This window comes from uncultured Imperialibacter sp. (genome assembly GCF_963974565.1).
In the GTDB taxonomy this organism is placed as follows: Bacteria; Bacteroidota; Bacteroidia; order Cytophagales; family Cyclobacteriaceae; genus Imperialibacter; species Imperialibacter roseus.
The window spans coordinates 13,201-33,221 of the sequence record NZ_CAXBCJ010000024.1 but is presented as its reverse complement, the minus strand read 5'-3'; the positions used below and the strand labels follow the sequence as shown (position 1 = coordinate 33,221).

10 protein-coding genes are annotated in these 20,021 nt (G+C 46.9%); 8 read left to right on the top strand and 2 right to left on the bottom strand.

Annotation, left to right across the window (positions count from 1 at the left end):
- Positions 1-159: 159 nt before the first annotated feature.
- On the top strand, positions 160-1,572 hold the full coding sequence (dnaA, locus tag AAC052_RS24295) for a chromosomal replication initiator protein DnaA (protein WP_317489692.1): 1,413 nt from the start codon (positions 160-162) through the stop codon (positions 1,570-1,572).
- Positions 1,573-1,639: 67 nt separating this feature from the next.
- Here the strand turns inward: dnaA and AAC052_RS24290 are convergent, their stop codons facing one another.
- A complete protein-coding gene (locus tag AAC052_RS24290) occupies positions 1,640-3,109 on the bottom strand; it encodes a trypsin-like peptidase domain-containing protein (RefSeq protein WP_317489693.1) in 1,470 nt (489 codons plus the stop codon).
- Positions 3,110-3,267: 158 nt separating this feature from the next.
- Here AAC052_RS24290 and AAC052_RS24285 point away from each other — a divergent pair, with 158 nt between their 5' ends.
- The 3 genes from AAC052_RS24285 to rseP are packed head-to-tail and all read left to right on the top strand — an operon-like array spanning position 3,268 to position 7,284.
- Positions 3,268-4,764 carry a GH3 auxin-responsive promoter family protein gene (locus AAC052_RS24285; protein WP_339815820.1) on the top strand — a complete coding sequence of 499 codons (1,497 nt, stop codon included), beginning with the start codon at positions 3,268-3,270 and terminating at the stop codon, positions 4,762-4,764.
- Positions 4,765-4,774: 10 nt separating this feature from the next.
- Complete coding sequence (locus tag AAC052_RS24280) at positions 4,775-5,941, top strand: 1-deoxy-D-xylulose-5-phosphate reductoisomerase (RefSeq protein WP_339815819.1); 1,167 nt, start codon at positions 4,775-4,777, stop codon at positions 5,939-5,941.
- Positions 5,941-7,284 (top strand): RIP metalloprotease RseP, encoded by a 1,344-nt coding sequence (gene rseP / locus AAC052_RS24275; protein ID WP_339815818.1) that lies wholly within the window; start codon positions 5,941-5,943, stop codon positions 7,282-7,284. The genes AAC052_RS24280 and rseP overlap by 1 nt, the downstream gene beginning before the upstream one ends.
- Positions 7,285-7,325: 41 nt before the next feature.
- Here rseP and AAC052_RS24270 read toward each other — a convergent pair whose 3' ends face one another.
- Positions 7,326-9,449 (bottom strand): OmpA family protein, encoded by a 2,124-nt coding sequence (locus tag AAC052_RS24270; RefSeq protein WP_317489697.1) that lies wholly within the window; start codon positions 9,447-9,449, stop codon positions 7,326-7,328.
- An 89-nt stretch (positions 9,450-9,538) separates the two neighbouring features.
- On the opposite strand from AAC052_RS24270, the gene lon reads away from it, so the two are divergent.
- The 4 genes from lon to AAC052_RS24250 all read left to right on the top strand — a co-directional run bounded on the left by lon (position 9,539) and on the right by AAC052_RS24250 (position 20,015).
- The gene (lon, locus tag AAC052_RS24265) at positions 9,539-12,043 is read left to right on the top strand and encodes an endopeptidase La (protein WP_317489698.1); all 2,505 of its coding nucleotides are present in this window, start codon (positions 9,539-9,541) and stop codon (positions 12,041-12,043) included.
- On the top strand, positions 12,040-13,083 hold the full coding sequence (gene porQ / locus AAC052_RS24260) for a type IX secretion system protein PorQ (RefSeq protein ID WP_339815817.1): 1,044 nt from the start codon (positions 12,040-12,042) through the stop codon (positions 13,081-13,083). Before lon ends, porQ begins: the two co-directional genes overlap by 4 nt.
- Positions 13,080-14,486, top strand: a complete 1,407-nt coding sequence (hslU, locus tag AAC052_RS24255; RefSeq protein WP_317489700.1) for an ATP-dependent protease ATPase subunit HslU — start codon at positions 13,080-13,082, stop codon at positions 14,484-14,486. The genes porQ and hslU overlap by 4 nt, the downstream gene beginning before the upstream one ends.
- 339 nt (positions 14,487-14,825) lie before the next feature.
- Positions 14,826-20,015, top strand: coding sequence for an MBG domain-containing protein (locus AAC052_RS24250; RefSeq protein WP_339815816.1), 5,190 nt, complete (start codon positions 14,826-14,828; stop codon positions 20,013-20,015).
- Positions 20,016-20,021 lie beyond the last annotated feature (6 nt).

Here is a 20,021-nt window from a genome sequence, read left to right as displayed (position 1 = left end):
TTTTCAGCTATAAACGCTGTTTTTATTTGACAATTCGACAAACCAAAAAGTCAAGCGTCGCAGTGTTTTTTTATTACTTTTTTTTTTGACACCTTTGATGTTACCTCCTGTTCAGAAAGGAGAATCACTGCAACAATAACAACATTTTTTTAATCCACCATGCATCAACAAATCTGGGAAAACTGTCTGAATTTAGTTAAGCATGAGATACAGGAACAAAGCTTTAAAACGTGGTTTCTGCCCATTACACCCATAAAATTAGATAAAAGTGTTTTGACCATTCAGGTCCCCAGTCAGTTTTTCTACGAATGGCTGGAGGATAATTATGTTCATATTTTAAGGAAGGCGATACTTCAGGAATTAGGGCCCAACGGAAGATTGGAATATTCCGTGGTAATAGATAGAGGAAATGAGCAGGCAAAGCCATTGACTGTTAATTATCCGGTAAACAAGGCTCCTGGCCGTTTTGGACAAAATCATGTTGGAAATGGACAAAATGTGCAACAAAGCCCGGCAGTGACGCCAGAATTCTTAACATTGACAGGCAAATTGAATCCTATCTATGTTTTCGATTCCTATATAGAAGGTGACTGCAATAGATTGGCCCGCTCAGCTGGTTATGCTGTGGCCCAAAGACCCGGTGTTACCTCCTTCAATCCGTTGATGATTTACGGCGGTGTTGGACTTGGCAAAACACACCTTGTTCAGGCGGTTGGTAACCAGATAATGGAAAGCAACCCGGACGCAAAGGTGCTTTATGTGGCGTCGGAGAAGTTTACCAATCAGTTCATAGAGTCTTTGAGAAACAATGCTGTTCAGGACTTCATCAATTTCTACCAGAAAGTAGATGTATTGATTATTGACGATGTACAGTTTCTTCGTGACAAGGAGAGAACGCAGGAGATATTTTTCCATATCTTCAATCACCTTCACCAGAGCGGAAAGCAAATCATTATGACATCCGATTGCCCGCCGAGAGAGCTGAAAGGTCTTCAGGAAAGACTGGTGTCAAGATTCAAGTGGGGTCTTACCGCAGACATACAAACGCCAGACTTTGAGACAAGGGTGGCCATTATTCAAAAGAAGACTCAGGCGGAGGGAATTGTTATTCCTGAGGATGTGCTTGAGTACCTGGCTTACACCATCGACAGCAATATCAGAGAGTTGGAAGGCGTGATGATTTCACTTATTGCCCATTCTTCGTTGGTAAAAAGAGAGATTGACCTTGAGTTGGCCAAGCAGATCATAAAAAATATTGTTAACGACTACGATACTGAGGTGGGTATTGACTATATCCAAAAGGCAGTGTCCGACTATTTCAATGTGGCTTTGGAAGACTTGAAAGCCAAAACCCGTAAGAAGGAAATCGTTATTGCCCGCCAGGTGGCCATGTATTTCTCAAAAGACTATACCAACCATTCGCTTAAATCTATCGGTTACCATTTTGGTGGTCGTGACCACTCCACTGTGATTCACGCCGTGCAGGCAGTCAATGACATGATTGATACCGACGCCAAGTTCAGGTATTCTGTTGATGAGCTAAAGAAAAGACTGAAAATGAGGACTGTCTAGCTTCAACTGGCGGTTAAAAAAAGGACGGTGCCCCCATTTTGGAGACCCCGTCCTTTTTTTGTGCTTCTCAATCGAACCTGTAAGGTATGTACACCCTCCGGCCCTTGGAGGTAATGCCGTCGATGACAACCTTTCCCTTGATTTTCTCCAGAATATTGGCCAGCTCCTCCGGCGTTTCAACCGGCCGGTTGTTGATGTTGGTGATAATGAAGCCTTCCGGAATATCCAGCTGCCTGAAAAAACCATTCCTTATTTTTTTCACCCGAACGCCATTGTCAATTTTTAAAAGATCTCTCTCGACTTTCGACACCTTCTCAAACTCCACGCCCAGCTTCTCTGAGAAGTAGACACTGCTTCTTAGCACTTCAGTGTTTCCCTCGCCATTGAGAAGTGTTACTTGTTTCCTGACTACATTATCGCCTCGCTTGATGTCCAAAACGAACTTATCACCAGGGTAGTGGTAGCCCATCAACTCCTCAAGCTCAGTTTTGTTGTTGAGCGACTTGTCGTTCACCCTAATGATTACATCACCTTTTTCCAGCCCAGCCTTGTCGGCGGCGCTTCCCCTTTGAACGTACGAGGTGATCACACCGTCCAGATTGCTCAGGCTGAGTTTGCCGGCAATGTCGCTGTCTATGTCAATGAACTCTGCCCCAATAAAGGCCTTTTGCACCTGCCCATAGTTGATAATGTCGTTCACTACTTTTTTTACAATGTCGACAGGCACAGCAAAGCCATAGCCTGAGTAAGTACCCGTTTGAGACAAAATGGCTGTGTTAATACCAATTAGCTGTCCTGATGTGTTGACCAAAGCCCCTCCGCTGTTTCCGGGGTTAATGGCAGCATCGGTTTGAATGAAAGATTCAATAGGGAATCGGTCTTTCAGTATATTGATGCTGCGGCCCTTGGCACTTACAATACCAGCGGTGACAGTGGAGGTAAGATTGAACGGGTTACCGACAGCCAGCACCCAGTCGCCCACCCTAACGTTGGCTGAAGTAGACACCTCGATGGCCGGGAGGTTATTGCCCTCGATTTTAATCACAGCCAAATCGGTAGACGGGTCAGTGCCTACCAGCGTGGCGTCGTAGGTTCTTTTGTCAAGAATCACCTGAATAATGTCGGCATCGTTGATGACGTGATTATTGGTCACGATATAGCCATCCTTTGAATAGACCACTCCCGACCCTGAGCTGACCGACTGGCTCGGCCCTCCGAAAAACCAATCCATCCAGCTGCCGGTGCGGTAGTCGGTTTCGCTCACGGTTTTCACAAACACCACGCTCTTGGTGCTGCGTGCCGACGCATTCACCAGGTCTGGTAAATCGTTTATTGCAGCTGCGTCGTTTCGGAAGGGCTCAGAGGCCGCCGGTGAAAAATTGTTGGTTTCGCCGTGGCTAACATTTTTTGAGAAATAGAAGTCTGAATCCTGTAAGTCATTAGAAGCAATTTTGGTCGACAGTTGCGTCTCATATACAAAGGCTCCACCAATGCCACCCAGAAAACTCAAGACTGCAATTCCAATAAATTTTTTCATAGCATCAGGTTTTAAGAATTAAGAAGTCAACATCGTTGTGTTGTTACCTAAACGTCAGTGCATTGGGTATCGTCAAAAACTGTGCAAAATAAAAACGAAAGAGGCTTGCTTAGGTTTTAGAAAGCTCATTTACTTATTTTGCGCCTTTATCATTAATTATGGGAATCAGATCAGTTCTTAGCAAGCCATTCGCCGCCTTCGTTGTGCGGGAGCAAAGAGAATGGGAGCAAAAAGCCCCTGATTATCAGCATAAAACACTTAAAAACCTTGTCAGCAAAGCCAGCAACACGGTTTTTGGAAATGACCACGGTTTCAAGGATATCCGCACTTACGATGACTTCAAAAAGCAGGTGCCTGTTCGGGATTATGAAGCATTGAAGCCTTACGTGGAGAAAATGCTAACCGGACAAAATGACGTACTTTGGCCGGGAAAGCCTGCCTATTTTGCAAAAACTTCGGGCACTACCTCTGGCACCAAATATATTCCCATCACCAAAGAGTCGATTCCTAATCATATCAATAGTGCCCGCAATGCGATTTTGAATTATGTGCACGAAACTGGCAATGCTAAGTTCCTGGATGGCAAGCTCATTTTTCTTTCTGGTAGCCCCGTGCTTGACCAGAAGGCTGGTGTCAATACTGGTCGCCTGTCGGGCATTGTAAACCACCATGTGCCGGGCTATTTGCGCACCAATCAATTGCCCTCCTACGCCACCAATTGCATGGAAGATTGGGAAGCCAAGGTAGATAAGATAGTAGAAGAGACCATTGATCAGGACATGACGCTGATCTCAGGTATTCCGCCGTGGGTGCAAATGTATTTCGACAGGATTGTGGAGAAGAGGCAAATGCCGGTGAAGGATGTTTTCAAGAACTTCTCGCTGTTTATATACGGTGGGGTCAACTTTGAACCCTACAGACAAAAGCTTTTTGATACCATTGGGAAAAAGGTCGACTCAGTGGAAACTTATCCCGCCTCTGAGGGCTTCATCGCCTTTCAGGACAAGCAGGATGATCCCGGGCTGCTACTGTTGGCGAATAGCGGTATTTTCTTCGAATTCATTCCGGCTGATGAGTATTTCAACGAAACGCCCACCCGGTTAAGCCTCGATCAGGTAGAACTCAATACGAATTACGCTCTGATCATTAATAGTAACGCAGGCCTATGGGGCTATTCGATAGGCGACACAGTGAGGTTTATTTCGAAAGATCCTTACAAATTATTGGTAACGGGAAGGATCAAGCACTTTATCTCAGCGTTTGGTGAGCACGTCATCGGGGAGGAAGTAGAAAATGCGATGAAGAAGACTTTGGAGAGTTTTCCTGAGGCAGACATCGTGGAGTTTACCGTAGCGCCAAACGTGACGCCTGAAAAAGGACTTCCAAGGCATGAGTGGTATATCGAGTTCAGTAAAATGCCTGCCGACATCACGGCCTTTAAGTCATCACTCGACAGTTCGCTCCAAAAACTGAATAGCTATTACTTCGATCTTATTTCCGGCAATATTCTCGAACAACTTCATATCATACCGGTTAAAAAGAATGCCTTTATTGATTATATGCGCTCAATTGGGAAACTCGGAGGGCAAAACAAATTACCAAGGCTTTCGAACGACAGAAAGATGGCGGAAGAATTGCTGAAGTACAAAGAATAAACACAACACCTTGACACAAGAAAGACCGAAAAAAAGGGTTGCTATCCTTGGTAGCACCGGTTCCATTGGCGTTCAGTCGCTTGATGTGATAAAAAGGCATCCTGAAGCCTTTGAAGTAGAAGTGCTTACTGCTCAAAATAATGCTGACTTGCTGATTCGCCAGGCTTTGGAGTTTGTTCCCAATGCCGTGGTAATTGGCAATGAAACCTTGTATCAGCAAGTAGCCGATGCATTATTACCAAAAGATATCAAAGTTTTTGCCGGGCTCGATGCGCTTTCTCAGATCGTGCAAATGGACACCATTGACATGGTGTTGACGGCACTTGTGGGCTATTCTGGGTTGAAACCTACCATGAACGCCATTGCGGCAGGAAAGCCAATCGCTCTGGCTAACAAAGAGACCATGGTGGTGGCCGGTGAGCTTATCACTAAAATGGCACAGGAAAGAGCGGTGAATATCTTTCCTATTGACTCCGAACATTCAGCAATTTTCCAGTGCATTGTGGGTGAATTCCATAACCCGATAGAAAAGATCATCCTGACAGCTTCAGGTGGGCCTTTCCGTGGAAAAACAAGAAGTGAGCTGCTGAAGGTGACCAAAGAAATGGCGCTGAAGCACCCCAATTGGGACATGGGGGCCAAAATCACCATTGACTCAGCTTCATTGATGAACAAGGGGCTTGAGGTGATAGAAGCACGGTGGTTATTTGGCATTCCCGCCGACAAAATTGACGTGGTGGTTCATCCTCAATCTATCGTTCATTCGATGGTGCAATTTGAAGATGGATCCATAAAAGCACAACTCGGGTTGCCCGACATGCGTATACCCATCCAGTTTGCGCTGGCTTACCCGGAAAGGTTGAAATCCGACTTCCCAAGGTTTAACTTTGCAGAATATCCCTCCCTGACTTTCGAAAAACCAGATTTAGAAACCTTCAGGAACCTTCAGCTGTCCTTTGACGCTTTAAAGGAGGGTGGCAATAAGCCATGCGTGCTGAATGCCGCCAATGAAGTGGCAGTGGAGTATTTCCTTAAAGACAAGATTGGTTTTATGGAAATGTCGGATATAGTGGAGAAGTGTTTGGTTAAAATACCCTATATTTCAAGCCCTGATTATCAGGACTATGTTGATACAGATACAGAAACAAGAAACATCGCTTTAGATTTAATAGCTTAATGGAGGCACTTATTATGACTGCCCAGCTTTTGCTGGGACTTTCTATTTTAGTCGGATTACATGAATTCGGCCACTTGCTCACAGCCAAGTTCTTTGGCATGCGGGTCGAAAAATATTCCATAGGATTTCCGCCTAAAATTTTTGGGTTTGACTACCGTGGGACGGAATACTCCATCGGGGCAATTCCGCTCGGAGGTTTTGTGAAAATATCAGGAATGATCGACGAGTCGATGGATACTGAGCACTTAAACAAAGAGCCGGAGCCCTACGAGTTCAGAGCAAAGCCAGCCTGGCAGCGGCTGATCGTGATGATGGGTGGAATCATAGTGAACGTGATAACAGGCATTGTCATTTTCGTGTTGCTGACCTTTTTCAATGGTGATACCTACATTTCGAGGGACGAGGCCAACAAATATGGTATTGTGGCCTACGAGTTGGGACAGGAGATAGGGTTTAAAACTGGAGACAAAATTCTTAAAATCAACGGAAAGGATTTTGAAGACTTCAATGAGGTGATGAATCCTGATGTGATCATGGAAGCAGGAAGCACCTACACGGTTGACCGTGACGGGCAGATTGTAACTGTGAAAATACCAACTGGCTTCCTCGACAAATTATCTGATAAGGATGCCGTAAGTCGCTTTATTGACTACAGACTTCCGTTTGCTGTTGGTGAAGTTGCCAGTGGCTCAGGCGGGGATGTGGCAGGGTTGAAGGAAGGTGACAGGTTTGTTACTATCAATGGTCGGCCAGCGAGATACTTTGCTGACTTCAAGGAGATTGCTACAGAGAACGCTGGTGACACAGTGCTGGCTGTTGTGGAGCGGCCGATAGGAGAAGCGCCCGTTGAAAAAGAAGGAATGTTTACGACAACTGAGCTTCATATCCCCATCGATACCGATGGCACGGTTGGCTTTGTTCGCACTCTTTTGGTCGACGTTGCTCACCGTGACTTCACATTTGGTCAGAGTTTGGTGGCTGGAACCAACGAGGCTTTTGGCTGGGTTTGGCTAAACATCAGAGGATTTGGGAAGATATTCAGTGGCGAGGTGTCAGCGTCAAAGGCTGTGAGCGGACCTATTGGTATTGCCAAGATATTTGGGGGCACCTGGAACTGGACGAATTTCTGGCAAAAGCTGGGCTTCCTTTCAATGGTGCTTGCCTTTATGAACTTTCTGCCTATTCCCGCACTCGATGGTGGGCATGTGATGTTCCTCACCTACGAAATCGTTTCTGGCCGCAAGCCATCAGATAAATTTCTGGAAAATGCGCAGAAGGTCGGTATGGTGTTGTTGCTGTCGATAATGGTTTTTGCCATCTTCAACGATATCCTGAAAATCTAAAGCTTAGAGAAAGTAAGGTGTTATGAAGGTGATTAGGCGGCTCAGTTTCCAGACCCCTGATCACCTTCTTTTTTTACACCGGGCCTGAATATTTCGAATTCTACCCTTCTGTTCAGGGTCTTGTCCTGCTCTGTTTTCTCCACCACAATCGGTTGGCTGCTTCCGTAACCTTCAAACTCCACTCTTCGCTCGTCTACACCACCAAATATCACCATGTAGTCTCTGATGTTCTGAGCTCTCGACTTAGACAGCGCTAGATTAAATGCTGGTGAGCCATCCGAATCAGTATGTCCCGAAATTCGCAGCTTAAAGTCTGGATTGTCGTACAGAAAGTTCACAATCTTATTAAGGTCGCCATACATTTCCGTTCGGAGATCAGACTTGCCGTTTTCGAATTCAATAGACTCGAATTTGACCTTGCTTGCAATTGGCTCAGTGGTTCTGTTCAGCTCCATTGGCCCATTGAGGTAAAACATCTCTTCTATCCTGAAAAAGTCGTCGCCCTGAATCACCAGCAGGTAGTTGTTGTTATTGATGAGGTCGAACTCGAAACTGCCGTCTGGCTTCAGGAACCTCGGTGCCACCTCAATCCCATCGTCGAGGTCGATGATAGAAACAATTCCATTGAAAGGTTTTCCTGTCAGGCTGTCGGTCAATGAACCCTTCACCTTTGTTATTGAGCCGGGCTGTGCTTCCATGGGCAGGGGAAAGGAATAGAGATCCTGCATGTTCAAGTCTCTGTTGGCCGACCGTGCGTAGAACAAATCTTTTGACTCGGCGTCGATGGTAAAATAGAACTCGCTTCCCCTGCCATTCACCAGCGGCCCTATATTGACCGGCTCGCCCCAGATGTGCCCCATCTTATAAGATTTATAGATGTCGAACTCACCGAAGTTGTAAAGCTGACCATTGGAACTGAAGTAGAGAATATTGTACCGGGGATGGAAAAAGGGGCTGACCTCATTGCTTCGGGTATTCACTATGGGGCCCAGGTTTTGCGCAGGAGCCCAGCCACCGCCCTTAAGCTTGTAGGAAAAATAGATATCGGACAGTCCGAAGCCGCCTATCCTGTCTGAGGCAAAAAAGAGCGTGTCTTCGGTGTGCGACAGGGCGGGGTGACTGTCCCAGCTCAGGCTGTTCACTTTGGCTCCAAGGTTTTGAATATTGCCCCAGGTGCTGTCTGCTTGAAGCTTTGCAACGAAAATATCGCAACTTCCGATACATTCCGGGGCATCACACCTGGCAAAATACAAGGTTTTCCCATCTCGACTCAGGGTTGCCGACCCCTCATTGAATTTTGTATTGATTTCCCGAAGGGCAACGGCCTCCTGCCAGTACTGTCCTTCCTTTCTGGCAATAAAGAGATCCTCATTGTTTTGCGTATTCAGGCTCCTTCTGATTTCATTTCTTTGAGAGGTAAAAAGCAGGATGTCTCCATTGATGTTCAAAGTAGGGCCGTAATCAGCATTGCGGCTGTTGACGTTCCCACCCATATTGAGCAAAACCCCCCTTGGAGGCCGGAGCGTGTCGATGGCCTTTCTGTGTTCCACCAACTCATAGTAATAATCGAGCGGAACATATAAGTCGACCTCCTGTTTGTTAAGTGAGTCATAATAAAGCTCAATTTCCCGCAGGTTAATATCCTTGTGGTGGTGGCGTAACACCATTTTGTATAGCGGCTTTGCTTCCTCAAGCCCGTCAAATAGTTCTGTCAATTTGGCCAGTCGCCAAATCAGGTAGGTGTCTTTGTAGAAATTCTGTACACCAAAGTTTCTGACATAAGATTTCAGTGCCGGATACAGCGCCTCCCACTCTTTATTGGCTTCAAGTTTCTGGATGCGTTCCAGCTTGCTTTTGTCTACATAATCAGCCACCTTGTTAATGTTCGGAAACTCAAAAACATTTATCTCAGAAGGCGCAGCGAGTGAATCAAGGCTGGTTTCAACGTTTGAAGGGACGGCTTTCTTCTTCTTGTTCCTTTGGGCAAGTGCCGGGAAAGCGACAGAACCCAGCAGAGAAATGGTCAACAGCGCAGGAAGCCACCATTTCGCAGAAGGCTGGAAACAGTCGTAGAAATTATTGAATCTATTGGATGGTTTTGTCAAGTACATGGGTTGATGAGAAATAGAAAGGGTCGCCAGAGGCTGCCTACTATTTTTTGGCATATCTCTTGCAATTTATACGGGCCGAGCGAATTTTACACCTATCTGGGTCATTTAATGTCAGATTGGCATATCGAGAGCGTTAGATAATTATGAATAACAATAAAGAGAAAGAACTAGCAGTAGCTTTTTTGTCGGAAATACAAGAAGACGAATCAGGAGATATTATACAGCTAGTATCAACTGACCTGGAGGAGGATTTGAAGCCGGAGGATGTGCCTGATGAGGTGCCCATTCTGCCGATAAAGAACACCGTGTTGTATCCGGGGGTAGTGATTCCGATTACGGTAAGCCGACAGAAGTCAATCCGGCTGGTGAAAAAAGCCTATAAAGGCAGTAAAATTATTGGCGTGCTGGCTCAGAAGAACAGAAAAGCTGAGGAGCCGAAATCTGATGACCTCTATACTGTGGGCACCATTGCCCGCATATTAAAAATGCTCGTGATGCCAGACGGCAACACAACGATCATTATACAGGGCAAGAGCCGGTTTGAGGTAGAAAGCATCATTCAGGAAGACCCGTTTATCAGCGCCAGGGTAAAGCTACTTGCCGAAAAGTTTCCTGCCAAGTCAAGCAAAGAAACCAAAGCGCTTATTCAGTCGCTAAAGGACGCAGCTTACAAGGTAATGAAGCTGAATCCGGAGATACCCAAAGAAGCCCATGCCGCCCTGGGTAACATAGACAATAGCAGCTTTCTCACTCATTTTCTTTCATCCAATGTGAATGCCGATGTGGCTGATAAGCAAAAGCTGCTGGAAACCCACGATGGGGTAAAGAGGGCTGAGTTGCTGCTGGAGTACATGCTGAAAGACATTCAAATGCTTGAAATCAAGCAGGAGATTCAAAATAAGGTGCATTCCGACATCGATCAGCAGCAGCGGGATTACTACCTCCGTCAGCAAATCAAAGTACTCCAGAATGAATTGGGGTACGACGGCCCGGAAAAAGATATTCAGGAGCTGAGAAAGCTGGGTGCAGAGAAAAAATGGGACGAGGAGGTGAAGCAGCACTTCTTCAAAGAGCTCGATAAAATTTCCAGGATGAACCCTGCCGCCGCTGAGTTTCCGGTGGCGATGAACTATGTCGATTTTATGGTTCACCTGCCCTGGAATGAGTATACGCAGGACAATTTTGACCTGAAAAGAGCCCGGAAGATTCTCGACGAAGATCACTATGGCATGAAAAAGGTCAAGGAGAGAATTCTTGAATACCTGGCCGTGTTAAAGCTCAAGGGCGACATGAAAAGCCCCATTCTTTGTCTTTATGGTCCTCCCGGTGTGGGAAAAACATCCCTGGGAAGATCGATTGCCCGTTCACTCGACAGACATTATGTCAGGATGTCGCTGGGTGGTGTGCACGACGAGGCGGAAGTGAGAGGCCACAGAAAGACTTATATTGGTGCCATGCCGGGCAAGATCGTTGGCAACATATCAAAAGCCAAGTCGTCAAACCCCGTTTTTATCCTTGATGAAATCGACAAAGTAAGCTCTAACTTCAGAGGAGATCCATCTTCCGCACTTTTGGAGGTGCTTGACCCTGAGCAAAACAATAGCTTCACTGACAACTACCTGGAAGTGGGCTACGATCTGTCGAAGGTGTTGTTTATCGCTACGGCCAACACACTTGAGACCATCCAGCCTGCTTTGCGTGACAGGATGGAGATCATAGAGATTACCGGCTACACGCTGGAGGAGAAGATTGAAATTGCCAAGCAGCACCTGATACCCAAGCAGCGCAAAGAGCATGGGGTAAAGGCATCTCAGATTAAATTTACCGACGAGGCTATCGGGAAAATTATAGATGATTACACCAGAGAATCTGGCGTAAGAACGCTTGAACGGAGAATTGCCACGGTAATCAGAAATGCTGCCAAGTCCATTGCCATGGAGGAGGCCTACACCAAGACCATCAAAGGCAAGGAAGTGCGCAAAATTTTGGGTGCTGAAATCTTTGATAAAGAGGTCTATTCCGACAACACGCACCCGGGTGTAGTCACAGGCCTGGCCTGGACACAGGTAGGAGGGGAGATCTTGTTCATCGAGTCGTCGCTGAGCAGGGGCAAAGGCAAATTGACACTGTCTGGCCAACTAGGTGACGTGATGAAGGAGTCAGCCGTGGCTGCGTTATCATACCTGAAGTCGAACGCCCATAAGCTCGACATCGACCACCAGGTCTTTGATCATTACGACCTGCATGTACACGTGCCGGCTGGTGCAGTGCCAAAAGACGGGCCGTCGGCAGGGATTACCATGCTCACATCGCTGGCATCGATTTATACGCAGCGCAGGGTGAAAGACAAGCTGGCTATGACCGGAGAAATCACCCTTAGAGGAAAGGTGCTTCCCGTGGGAGGCATCAAAGAGAAAATACTTGCAGCCAAGCGTGCCGGGATAGAAGAGATCATCCTGAGCAGTCGCAACCGCAAGGACATTGAAGAAATTGAGCCTAATTATATTGAGAACCTTAAGATTAACTACGTCGACAATGTAGACGAAGTGTTGAAGCTAGCGCTACTCAAATCGAAGGTGGAAGGGGCTACGCATCTTTGGCCTATTAAAGGATTGGCCAAAGAAATGGCCACCGTTGAGGATTTATGAGAGGGAACCACCAAAATACCCCGGGTATCATTTTGTTGCTTTTGCTAGTAATGACGGATGCGGGGTATGCGCAAATTGGTGGTCAAGACTCCTTTCAATTTCTAAATACGCCTGCTAATGCGAGAGTAGCTGCGCTTGGGGGCTACAATGTATCCCAAAATCGAGGCGACCTGAACTGGGTTTTTTATAACCCTGCGCTGCTCGACTCGGTAGCAGCCGGTGATATTTCTATTTCCTACGTCAACTTTTATGGGGGCAGCAAATATAGTCAGGTAGCCTACGCTTTTGACACGAAGGCGGTTGGGAAAGCGGCAGTTGGGCTCACGCACCTCAGCCATGGAAACTTCGATAGCTACGACGAGGCTGGCAACTACCTGGGCACTTTCAATGCCAGCGAATATGCCGTGAGGGTATCGCTGAGCCACAGAATGGGCCCTTTCCTGATGGGAGTGGCTCCGCAACTGGCTGTATCGAGCATTGCTGGCTTCCGCTCTTCAGCACTCATGGCCGACGTTGGTGGTATATTTCAACACCCTCGTAAGTCGTTAAGTATTGGGTTGGTGATAAAAAATGCGGGCTTCGCACTCGGAAGGTATGCTGAGGAGAAAACCAGGCTTCCATTTGATGTTCAGCTTGGCATGAGTTTCAAGCCTGAGCAAATGCCGGTAATTTTCTCATTCACGGGCACCAATCTGCCAAAGCAAAACCTGGTATACTTTGAACCCGACAGCAGGGTAAACTTCAACGAAGCTGTGCCGGGCACGTTTACCAAAATATTCAGCAGAGTGAACATTGGCACCGAGTTTTTGTTTGGGCCTAATTTCCACGTATTGGCTGGATACAACCACCGAATAAGACGAGAGCTAAGACTGGAGCAGGCCGGCGGAAGTGCAGGCTTTTCAGTCGGTGTTTGGATAAAAATTAAATCATTTGAATTAACAATAGCCCGTTCGCACTACCACGTGGTGGGTGGCAATACCCATTTTACTGTCAGCCACAATGTGAACCGGTTATTTCATAAACGAAAATCAGCATCATGATAGATCAGAACAAATATTTGACCCCGAGGCAAATTGTTGCCGAGCTCGATAAATACATCATAGGTCAGGACGACGCCAAGAGAAATGTGGCCATTGCGCTCAGAAACAGATGGCGCCGCATGCACAGCCATGAAGACATCAAGGGAGAGATTGTGCCCAACAATATCCTGATGATTGGAGCTACGGGCGTTGGCAAAACAGAAATTGCCCGCCGCCTGGCCAAGCTTGCTGATGCGCCTTTTACCAAGGTGGAGGCATCCAAGTTTACCGAAGTTGGTTATGTGGGCCGTGATGTGGAAAGCATGGTGCGTGACCTGGTAGAGCAAGCCGTTAACATGGTGAAGCAAAGCAAAAAGGAAGAGGTGAAAGGGAAAGCAGAGCTCGCTGTTGAAGGCATTATACTGGATGCTTTGATACCTCCGATGAAGTCGGCGCCATCGAGGCAGCCGGCTGGCGCTCCCGGCGCAGACAATGCCATTGACATTACACCGGAGAACGATGAAGAGCTCAACGAGAGAACCCGTGAGAGATTCCGTGAAAAGATAAGAAATGGTGAGCTTGATGACCGCAAAATAGAAATCAATGTGAAGGCGCCTGGTCAGGGGAATGTGGGTATGATTGGCGGTGGTATGATGGACGAGGTGAGCATGATGAACCTGCAGGAGATGCTGGGTAATATGCTGCCGAAAAAGAATAAGAAGAGGAAAGTGACAATAGCAGAAGCCAAGAAGCTACTGTTGGAGGAAGAGGTGCACAAGCTGATCGACATGGACGAGGTGAAGGAAGAAGCCATCGAAAAGGCACAGAACTCCGGTATTATCTTCATCGACGAGATTGACAAGATCGCCAGCAGTGCGGGCAAAGGCGGTGGCGCCGATGTAAGCCGGGAAGGCGTGCAGCGAGACCTCCTGCCGATTGTGGAAGGAAGTGCTGTGAATACAAAGTATGGTGTCATTAACACTGAGCACATCCTTTTCATGGCTGCAGGAGCTTTTCACGTGTCAAAGCCCTCAGACCTTATTCCTGAGCTTCAGGGTCGCTTCCCGATTAGAGTAGAGCTGGAAAACCTCACCAAGGGCGACTTCCTCCGCATCCTGAGAGAACCAAAAAATGCCCTCACCAAGCAATATGAAGCGCTGCTGAAGTCGGAAGATGTAGAGCTTACCTTCAGCGATGAGGCACTGGAGGAGTTGGCCGACACAGCCTTTACCATCAACTCCGAAGTGGAGAACATAGGCGCAAGGAGGTTGCACACAGTGATGAGCCGACTGTTGAATGAATTTCTATTTGATATTCCCGACAAGATCGGCCCTAATTCCAAGCTCGTAATCACCAAAGAGATGGTAAATGAGAAGCTCTCAGGGCTGGTGAAGAATAAGGATTTGAGCAGGTATATCCTGTAAATCAGAAACCTCACTTTTCAAAAGCCGGGCATTATCGTTGTCTGGCTTTTTCTATCCGTATGCCCAATTTTGAAAATGAGGCAGCTGCCATTGCCGTGCTATTCCAATTCTATTTGGGTATTGGTTGATTATTAGTTTCACAATGTTATTGTATTGGCGGCTTATTTTTTTGAAAAATAACCTATGATGTAAGAGTTTTTATTATTGGAAAGTCATATATTATCTTACTTTTATCATAGTTGAGTTGTCTCTATTTTTTCTGAAATGACACCAAATTCCTCTGTCTGCAAGCTAGAACCAGTATTTATCCTCGCCAAACAGGTATTTCGAAGACTCGGAATGGCAGGAGTAGTAACAACATATCTGCTAGTCGCTCTAAATTCACCGGTGTGGGCGCAGAATTTCCAGGTAAAATCGACCTGGCTATCTGGTGAAAAAACGACCAACCACCAAATCCCTCATTATGGAGAGAAAGGAGTGCCAACTACTGAAACCCAGCCCGGCGCCCGAAAGAATATGGTGAGCTGGGAAGACGGTCAGGGAAATCTCTGGATTTTTGGAGGTTATGGCCTGAATGAGGACGGCAAAATTGGGTATTTGAATGATTTGTGGATGTGGGATGGGCAATTTTGGACGTGGAAAAGCGGAAGCAAAGAGGTAAATATTAATGGAGCATACGGTGCTAAGAACGTTGCATCAGAAAGCAGCTTCCCAGGGGGACGAAATAATGCTGTTGGATGGACAGATCAAAATGGCAGCCTGTGGTTGTTTGGAGGCTTTGGTTATGATAATAGTGCTGTTGAACCCGGTCAGTTGAACGACCTTTGGAAGTGGGATGAAAGCAAATGGGTATGGGTAAGTGGATCTGATGTAGATAGACAAACAGGTGTTTACGGCACTTTGGGTGTTTCTTCAGCGGCAAATGTGCCTGGTTCCAGGCAACTATCGACAGTTTCTAAAGGGGTTAATGGTGAGGCCTATATTTTCGGCGGGCAGGGCTATTCTGCAAGTGGCGAAGGATTTCTCAATGATCTGTGGAAATGGGATGGAGAGAATTGGACCTGGGTAGCGGGTATTTCAGACGATGGAGAGTACGGCAACTATGGAACCCAAATGGTCGCAGCAAGTAGCAATACACCTGGGGCGAGGATAGCTCCCACTTCATGGGTTGACCAAAACGGAAACTACTGGTTATTTGGAGGATATGGGTATGCTACCTCTCAGTTAGGCACACTCAACGATTTGTGGGTTTGGGACGGGCAACAATGGATGTGGGTCAAGGGATCAAACTTAAACTATAGCGACGGAAATTTCGGACAACAAAATGTTACCGAGTCATCCAACACGCCACGTGCATTGAGCGGAGCAGTTATTTGGCGAGAAGAGAACGGAAATGTCTTACTTTTTGGAGGTAGCTGGGGTCAGTTAGACGACCAATACTCAGGTGATTTATGGCGTTGGGACGGAGTGAACTGGACCTGGGTGAAAGGAAGTGGAAAGCAAAATCAAATAAGCCTATTTGGAGAGCAAGGCATACCATCAAGCTCAAATCTTCCTGGATCGAGGTTCTATCCTGCCGTATGGCATGATCCAGATGGCTACGTCCATATTTATGGGGGAGTCGGGCACGATGCTCATCTGGCATATGGAGATGCCTTGTGCGATTGGTGGAAGTGGGACGGAACTGACTGGACATGGGAGTCGGGATACCAGCAAATTGTTGTACCTGGCAATTTCGGTTCAAAAGGAGTTCCGTCAAGTGAAAATATTCCTGGGCCAAGAAGAAATGCCGCTAGTTGGTTGGACTCACAAAATAATTTTTGGCTGTTTGGAGGTGTTGGACTGGACGGAAGCTACAGTACCGGAAGTCTAAATGATCTTTGGAAGTGGGACGGTGACGTGTGGACTTGGGTAAGTGGTAGTAGTTCAATGATGCAAAGGGGCAATTATGGAGCGCAAGGAGTGGCCAGTGCCAGTAATACTCCAGGAGCCAGGTTTGGCTCCGTTACTTGGACAGACACAGAAGATAACCTTTGGCTTTTTGGGGGCTGGGGCAACGATGGTAATGGCTATCATAGCTTGCTTAATGACTTATGGAAATGGGATGGCGAGAATTGGGTTTGGGTATCCGGAAGCAAATTGTCTAAAAGTCAGGGGATGTATGGCATTTTAGGCATTGGAGATGCGTCAAACCAGCCTCCTTGCCGCTATAACGCTAGTTCCTGGGTTGATTTACAGGGGAACTTATGGTTGTTTGGAGGAAGCTCCTTCACCGAAAACGGTCAAACTGTTGCTCTGAACGACCTTTGGAAGTGGGATGGGGAAGTATGGACATGGATGAGCGGAAGTGATGCACCTAATGGCCAAGGTATTTACGGGACAAAGGATGTCGCTGACCCAGCTAACTCTCCTGGCGCCAGATCAATGGCATCATCAGCAGTAGATCAAGAGGGTAACTTGTGGCTTTTTGGGGGAGGAGGTTTCAGTGATTTATGGAAATGGGATGGAAGTGCATGGACCTGGGTTAATGGCTCCGATGAATTATATAAACATCCAATTTACGGGTTTTTGAATGTTCCTGACCCCTCTAACAGACCGGGTTATCGTCAGGAAGCGTTTGCCTGGTTCGATTCGTCTGGCCGTTTTTGGTTCTTCGGAGGATCCGGCTATGACATGCAGGCAAGTAACGAACTCTGGGTGCGGGAAGAAGGTGTCTGGAGGTGGGTCAAAGGAAACGGTGTTACATCGGCGAAATTCGGCAGTTATGACAAAATGAGGGAATCCTCTTTTGACAGCTACCCAGGAGGGAGGAAATCAATGGCTGCTGGTGTGGCACCAGATGGAGCACTATATATATTTGGTGGTTTAGGGCAGCCAGTCCATGTGCGCTCTGAAAGAAATGACTTTTGGCGGTTGGAGATTGGCAGCTTTGAGGCTGTTATTGAGTTTCCTGCGATGCCGGACAAAACCTTCGGAGACGCTCCATTTGAACTTATCGTTGAAGGAGGAATTCCAGAAACACCCTTTGTTTTCCAGAGTAGTAATGAAGAGGTAGCAATTGTTGACGGGTCTACGCTCACAATTGTTGGCGCTGGTGAGGCTGTTATTTCGGCTAGCCAACGGGCAGCAAATGATTATTTTTCGCCAGCGCCGGTACTACAGACACTGGTCGTCCACAAAGCCCCATTGATTATTTCTGCCTTGGACAAGGAGGTCGTTTATCAGGAGAATATGCAAGACTTGCTTGAGGTGTCCTCAGAAGGTTTCGTGAATGATGACGATGTAGATGACCTGGAAGGAGAGCTGCAATATGAAGCAATTCCAACTTCTGTGGGAGACTACGCTGGGGCCATTGTGCCTTTTGGCTTAAGCAGCAGCAATTATGAGATCAGCTACTTTGCCGGTGACCTTACCGTTCTTCCAAGACCAATAAGTGTAGTAGCAATTGACAAAGAGAAGTTTTACGGAGCAAGTGATCCTGATTTTTCTTTTAAGGTCACCGAGGGGAGCCTGGTTGGCGAAGACCTGTGGAGCGGGGTATTGCAGAGGGAGGTTGGCGAGGCCATTGGGTCTTATGGAATTAATCAGGGTACATTGAGCGCCGGTGAGAATTACTTACTCTCATTTATCGGGGCAACTTTTACAATTGAAATAGCCCCCATTTTGATAACCGCTGATGCAAACAGCAAGATTTACGGCAGTGCTGATCCTTTGCTGTCTTTTGAAATATTAGAAGGAGCCTTGAAAGACGGGGATGAATTTAGCGGATCACTTCATCGGGAAGAGGGAGAAACAGCTGGTGAGTATGTTATTGATATTGGACTACTGACTGCTGGCAACAATTACTTGGTTACACTGAAACCATCTACCTTCAAAATCGAGCCCAGGCCGATGACTATTACAGCCAATTCGGCTAGCAAAACCTATGGAGAAACCGACCCAGACCTAACTTATAGGGTATCAGCCGGGGAAGTCCTTGAATCAGACGAATTTACCGGTGCTTTGACAAGGACTGAGGGCGAGAATGCTGGTGAATATGCTATTGAGCAGGGTTCCCTTACCTTGGGAAGCAATTATGCTATTGACTTCACCGGCGGTGTCTTTCTTATTCAAAAGGCAAGTCAAACCATCCAGTTCGACGACCTTCCCGATGTGAGCTTGAGCATTTCGGAGCTGAGTTTGAACGCTACCGCCACGTCTGGACTGCCTGTAAACTATACTGTATCCGGGTCAGCCGAATTGGATGACAACAATAAGTTGACATTGTTAGATGCAGGCGAGGTGCTAGTAACAGCCTCTCAGTCTGGAAATAGCAACTACCTGGCTGCACTTGATGTCACACATGCTTTTTCAGTCCTTGCTGATGTTCGGATCGATCAGGAAATCACTTTCGAGCTTATTTCATCAGTGATGGTAGGACATGAGCCGATCGAGCTTAGTGCCTCAGCTAGTAGTGGATTGGCCATAGAATATTCTATTGAAGGACCAGGAGAGATAAATGAGGGGCTTCTGACTGTTACCGGGGCAGGAGAAATAATTATTACTGCAAGCCAACCTGGGAATGAGGAGTACAAACCGGCCATTCCCGTCACGAGAGAAATGGAGGTGACAGCCATGCTGACCATTTCAGGTAAAGTGACCACCCCTGATGGGGAGGCTGTTGCTGGTAAAGTGCAACTTTTCTATAAAACAGGCGGCTTGGCAAAACAGATTGATACTTCTGATGGAAGCTATCTCTTCGAGCATCTGGCGACAGGGGAATACTACCTTCGTATGGTATCCTTGGGCGAGCTCTCAAAAGACTATTATCCTACTTATTATTTCCATGGGTTGCATTGGGAACATGCATTGTCCATAGAATTGAGTGGCGAGAGTTTGTCGGGCATTGACTGGGAACTGATTGCCAAGGACCACGATGATGGTCATCATGGAAAGGGCCATGTTAGAGGCAGAGTGGTCTCGAGTGAAGAGGGTGACGGAGCGAAAATTATCAGGGGCAGGCTGTTGGATGGAACACCGATGCCGGATGTATCCGTCTATTTATTCGGGGAAGGAGGAACGGTCTACGCAGAGGCAGTTTCTGATGACTCTGGTGATTTTGAAATCCGCAATATAGAGGCGGGGCGTTATTTTCTATTCATCGATGTAGTAGGAGCGGCCGCTGATGCCAACCAGAATACACTTGAAATTGACGAAACCCACACCCTCGAAGTCACTGCATCCGTGGGTAGCGCTGGAGTAAGCATCACTATAGCTGAAGTACTAAAAGCCTCAGCAGAGGCTTTCGATGTTAGTTTTTACCCAAATCCTGTGTCAGGTGAGTTGAAGATTGAGTTGCCAGAGGTGGCGAACGCCGGGACGTTCACGTTGAGCACTTATGACCTTCTTGGGAGGCTGTTACACTCAGTTTCAACAAGCAATCACCTGGTAATACTCGAAGTAAGAGACTATAAACCTGGAGTCTACCTCGTTATGATAAAAGATGTTTCAGGAAAAAACCTCCATATCCTGAAGATTATAAAGGAATAGGCGAAA

What these genes read in the sequence shown, in the direction of transcription:
- AAC052_RS24285 (WP_339815820.1), top strand. Translation starts at nt 3,268, where the DNA reads ATGGGAATCAGATCAGTTCTTAGCAAGCCATTCGCCGCCTTCGTTGTG.
- lon (WP_317489698.1), top strand. Translation starts at nt 9,539, where the DNA reads ATGAATAACAATAAAGAGAAAGAACTAGCAGTAGCTTTTTTGTCGGAA.
- AAC052_RS24250 (WP_339815816.1), top strand. Translation starts at nt 14,826, where the DNA reads ATGGCAGGAGTAGTAACAACATATCTGCTAGTCGCTCTAAATTCACCG.
- hslU (WP_317489700.1), top strand. Translation starts at nt 13,080, where the DNA reads ATGATAGATCAGAACAAATATTTGACCCCGAGGCAAATTGTTGCCGAG.
- porQ (WP_339815817.1), top strand. Translation starts at nt 12,040, where the DNA reads ATGAGAGGGAACCACCAAAATACCCCGGGTATCATTTTGTTGCTTTTG.
- AAC052_RS24290 (WP_317489693.1), bottom strand. Translation starts at nt 3,109, where the DNA reads ATGAAAAAATTTATTGGAATTGCAGTCTTGAGTTTTCTGGGTGGCATT.
- dnaA (WP_317489692.1), top strand. Translation starts at nt 160, where the DNA reads ATGCATCAACAAATCTGGGAAAACTGTCTGAATTTAGTTAAGCATGAG.
- rseP (WP_339815818.1), top strand. Translation starts at nt 5,941, where the DNA reads ATGGAGGCACTTATTATGACTGCCCAGCTTTTGCTGGGACTTTCTATT.
- AAC052_RS24270 (WP_317489697.1), bottom strand. Translation starts at nt 9,449, where the DNA reads ATGCCAAAAAATAGTAGGCAGCCTCTGGCGACCCTTTCTATTTCTCAT.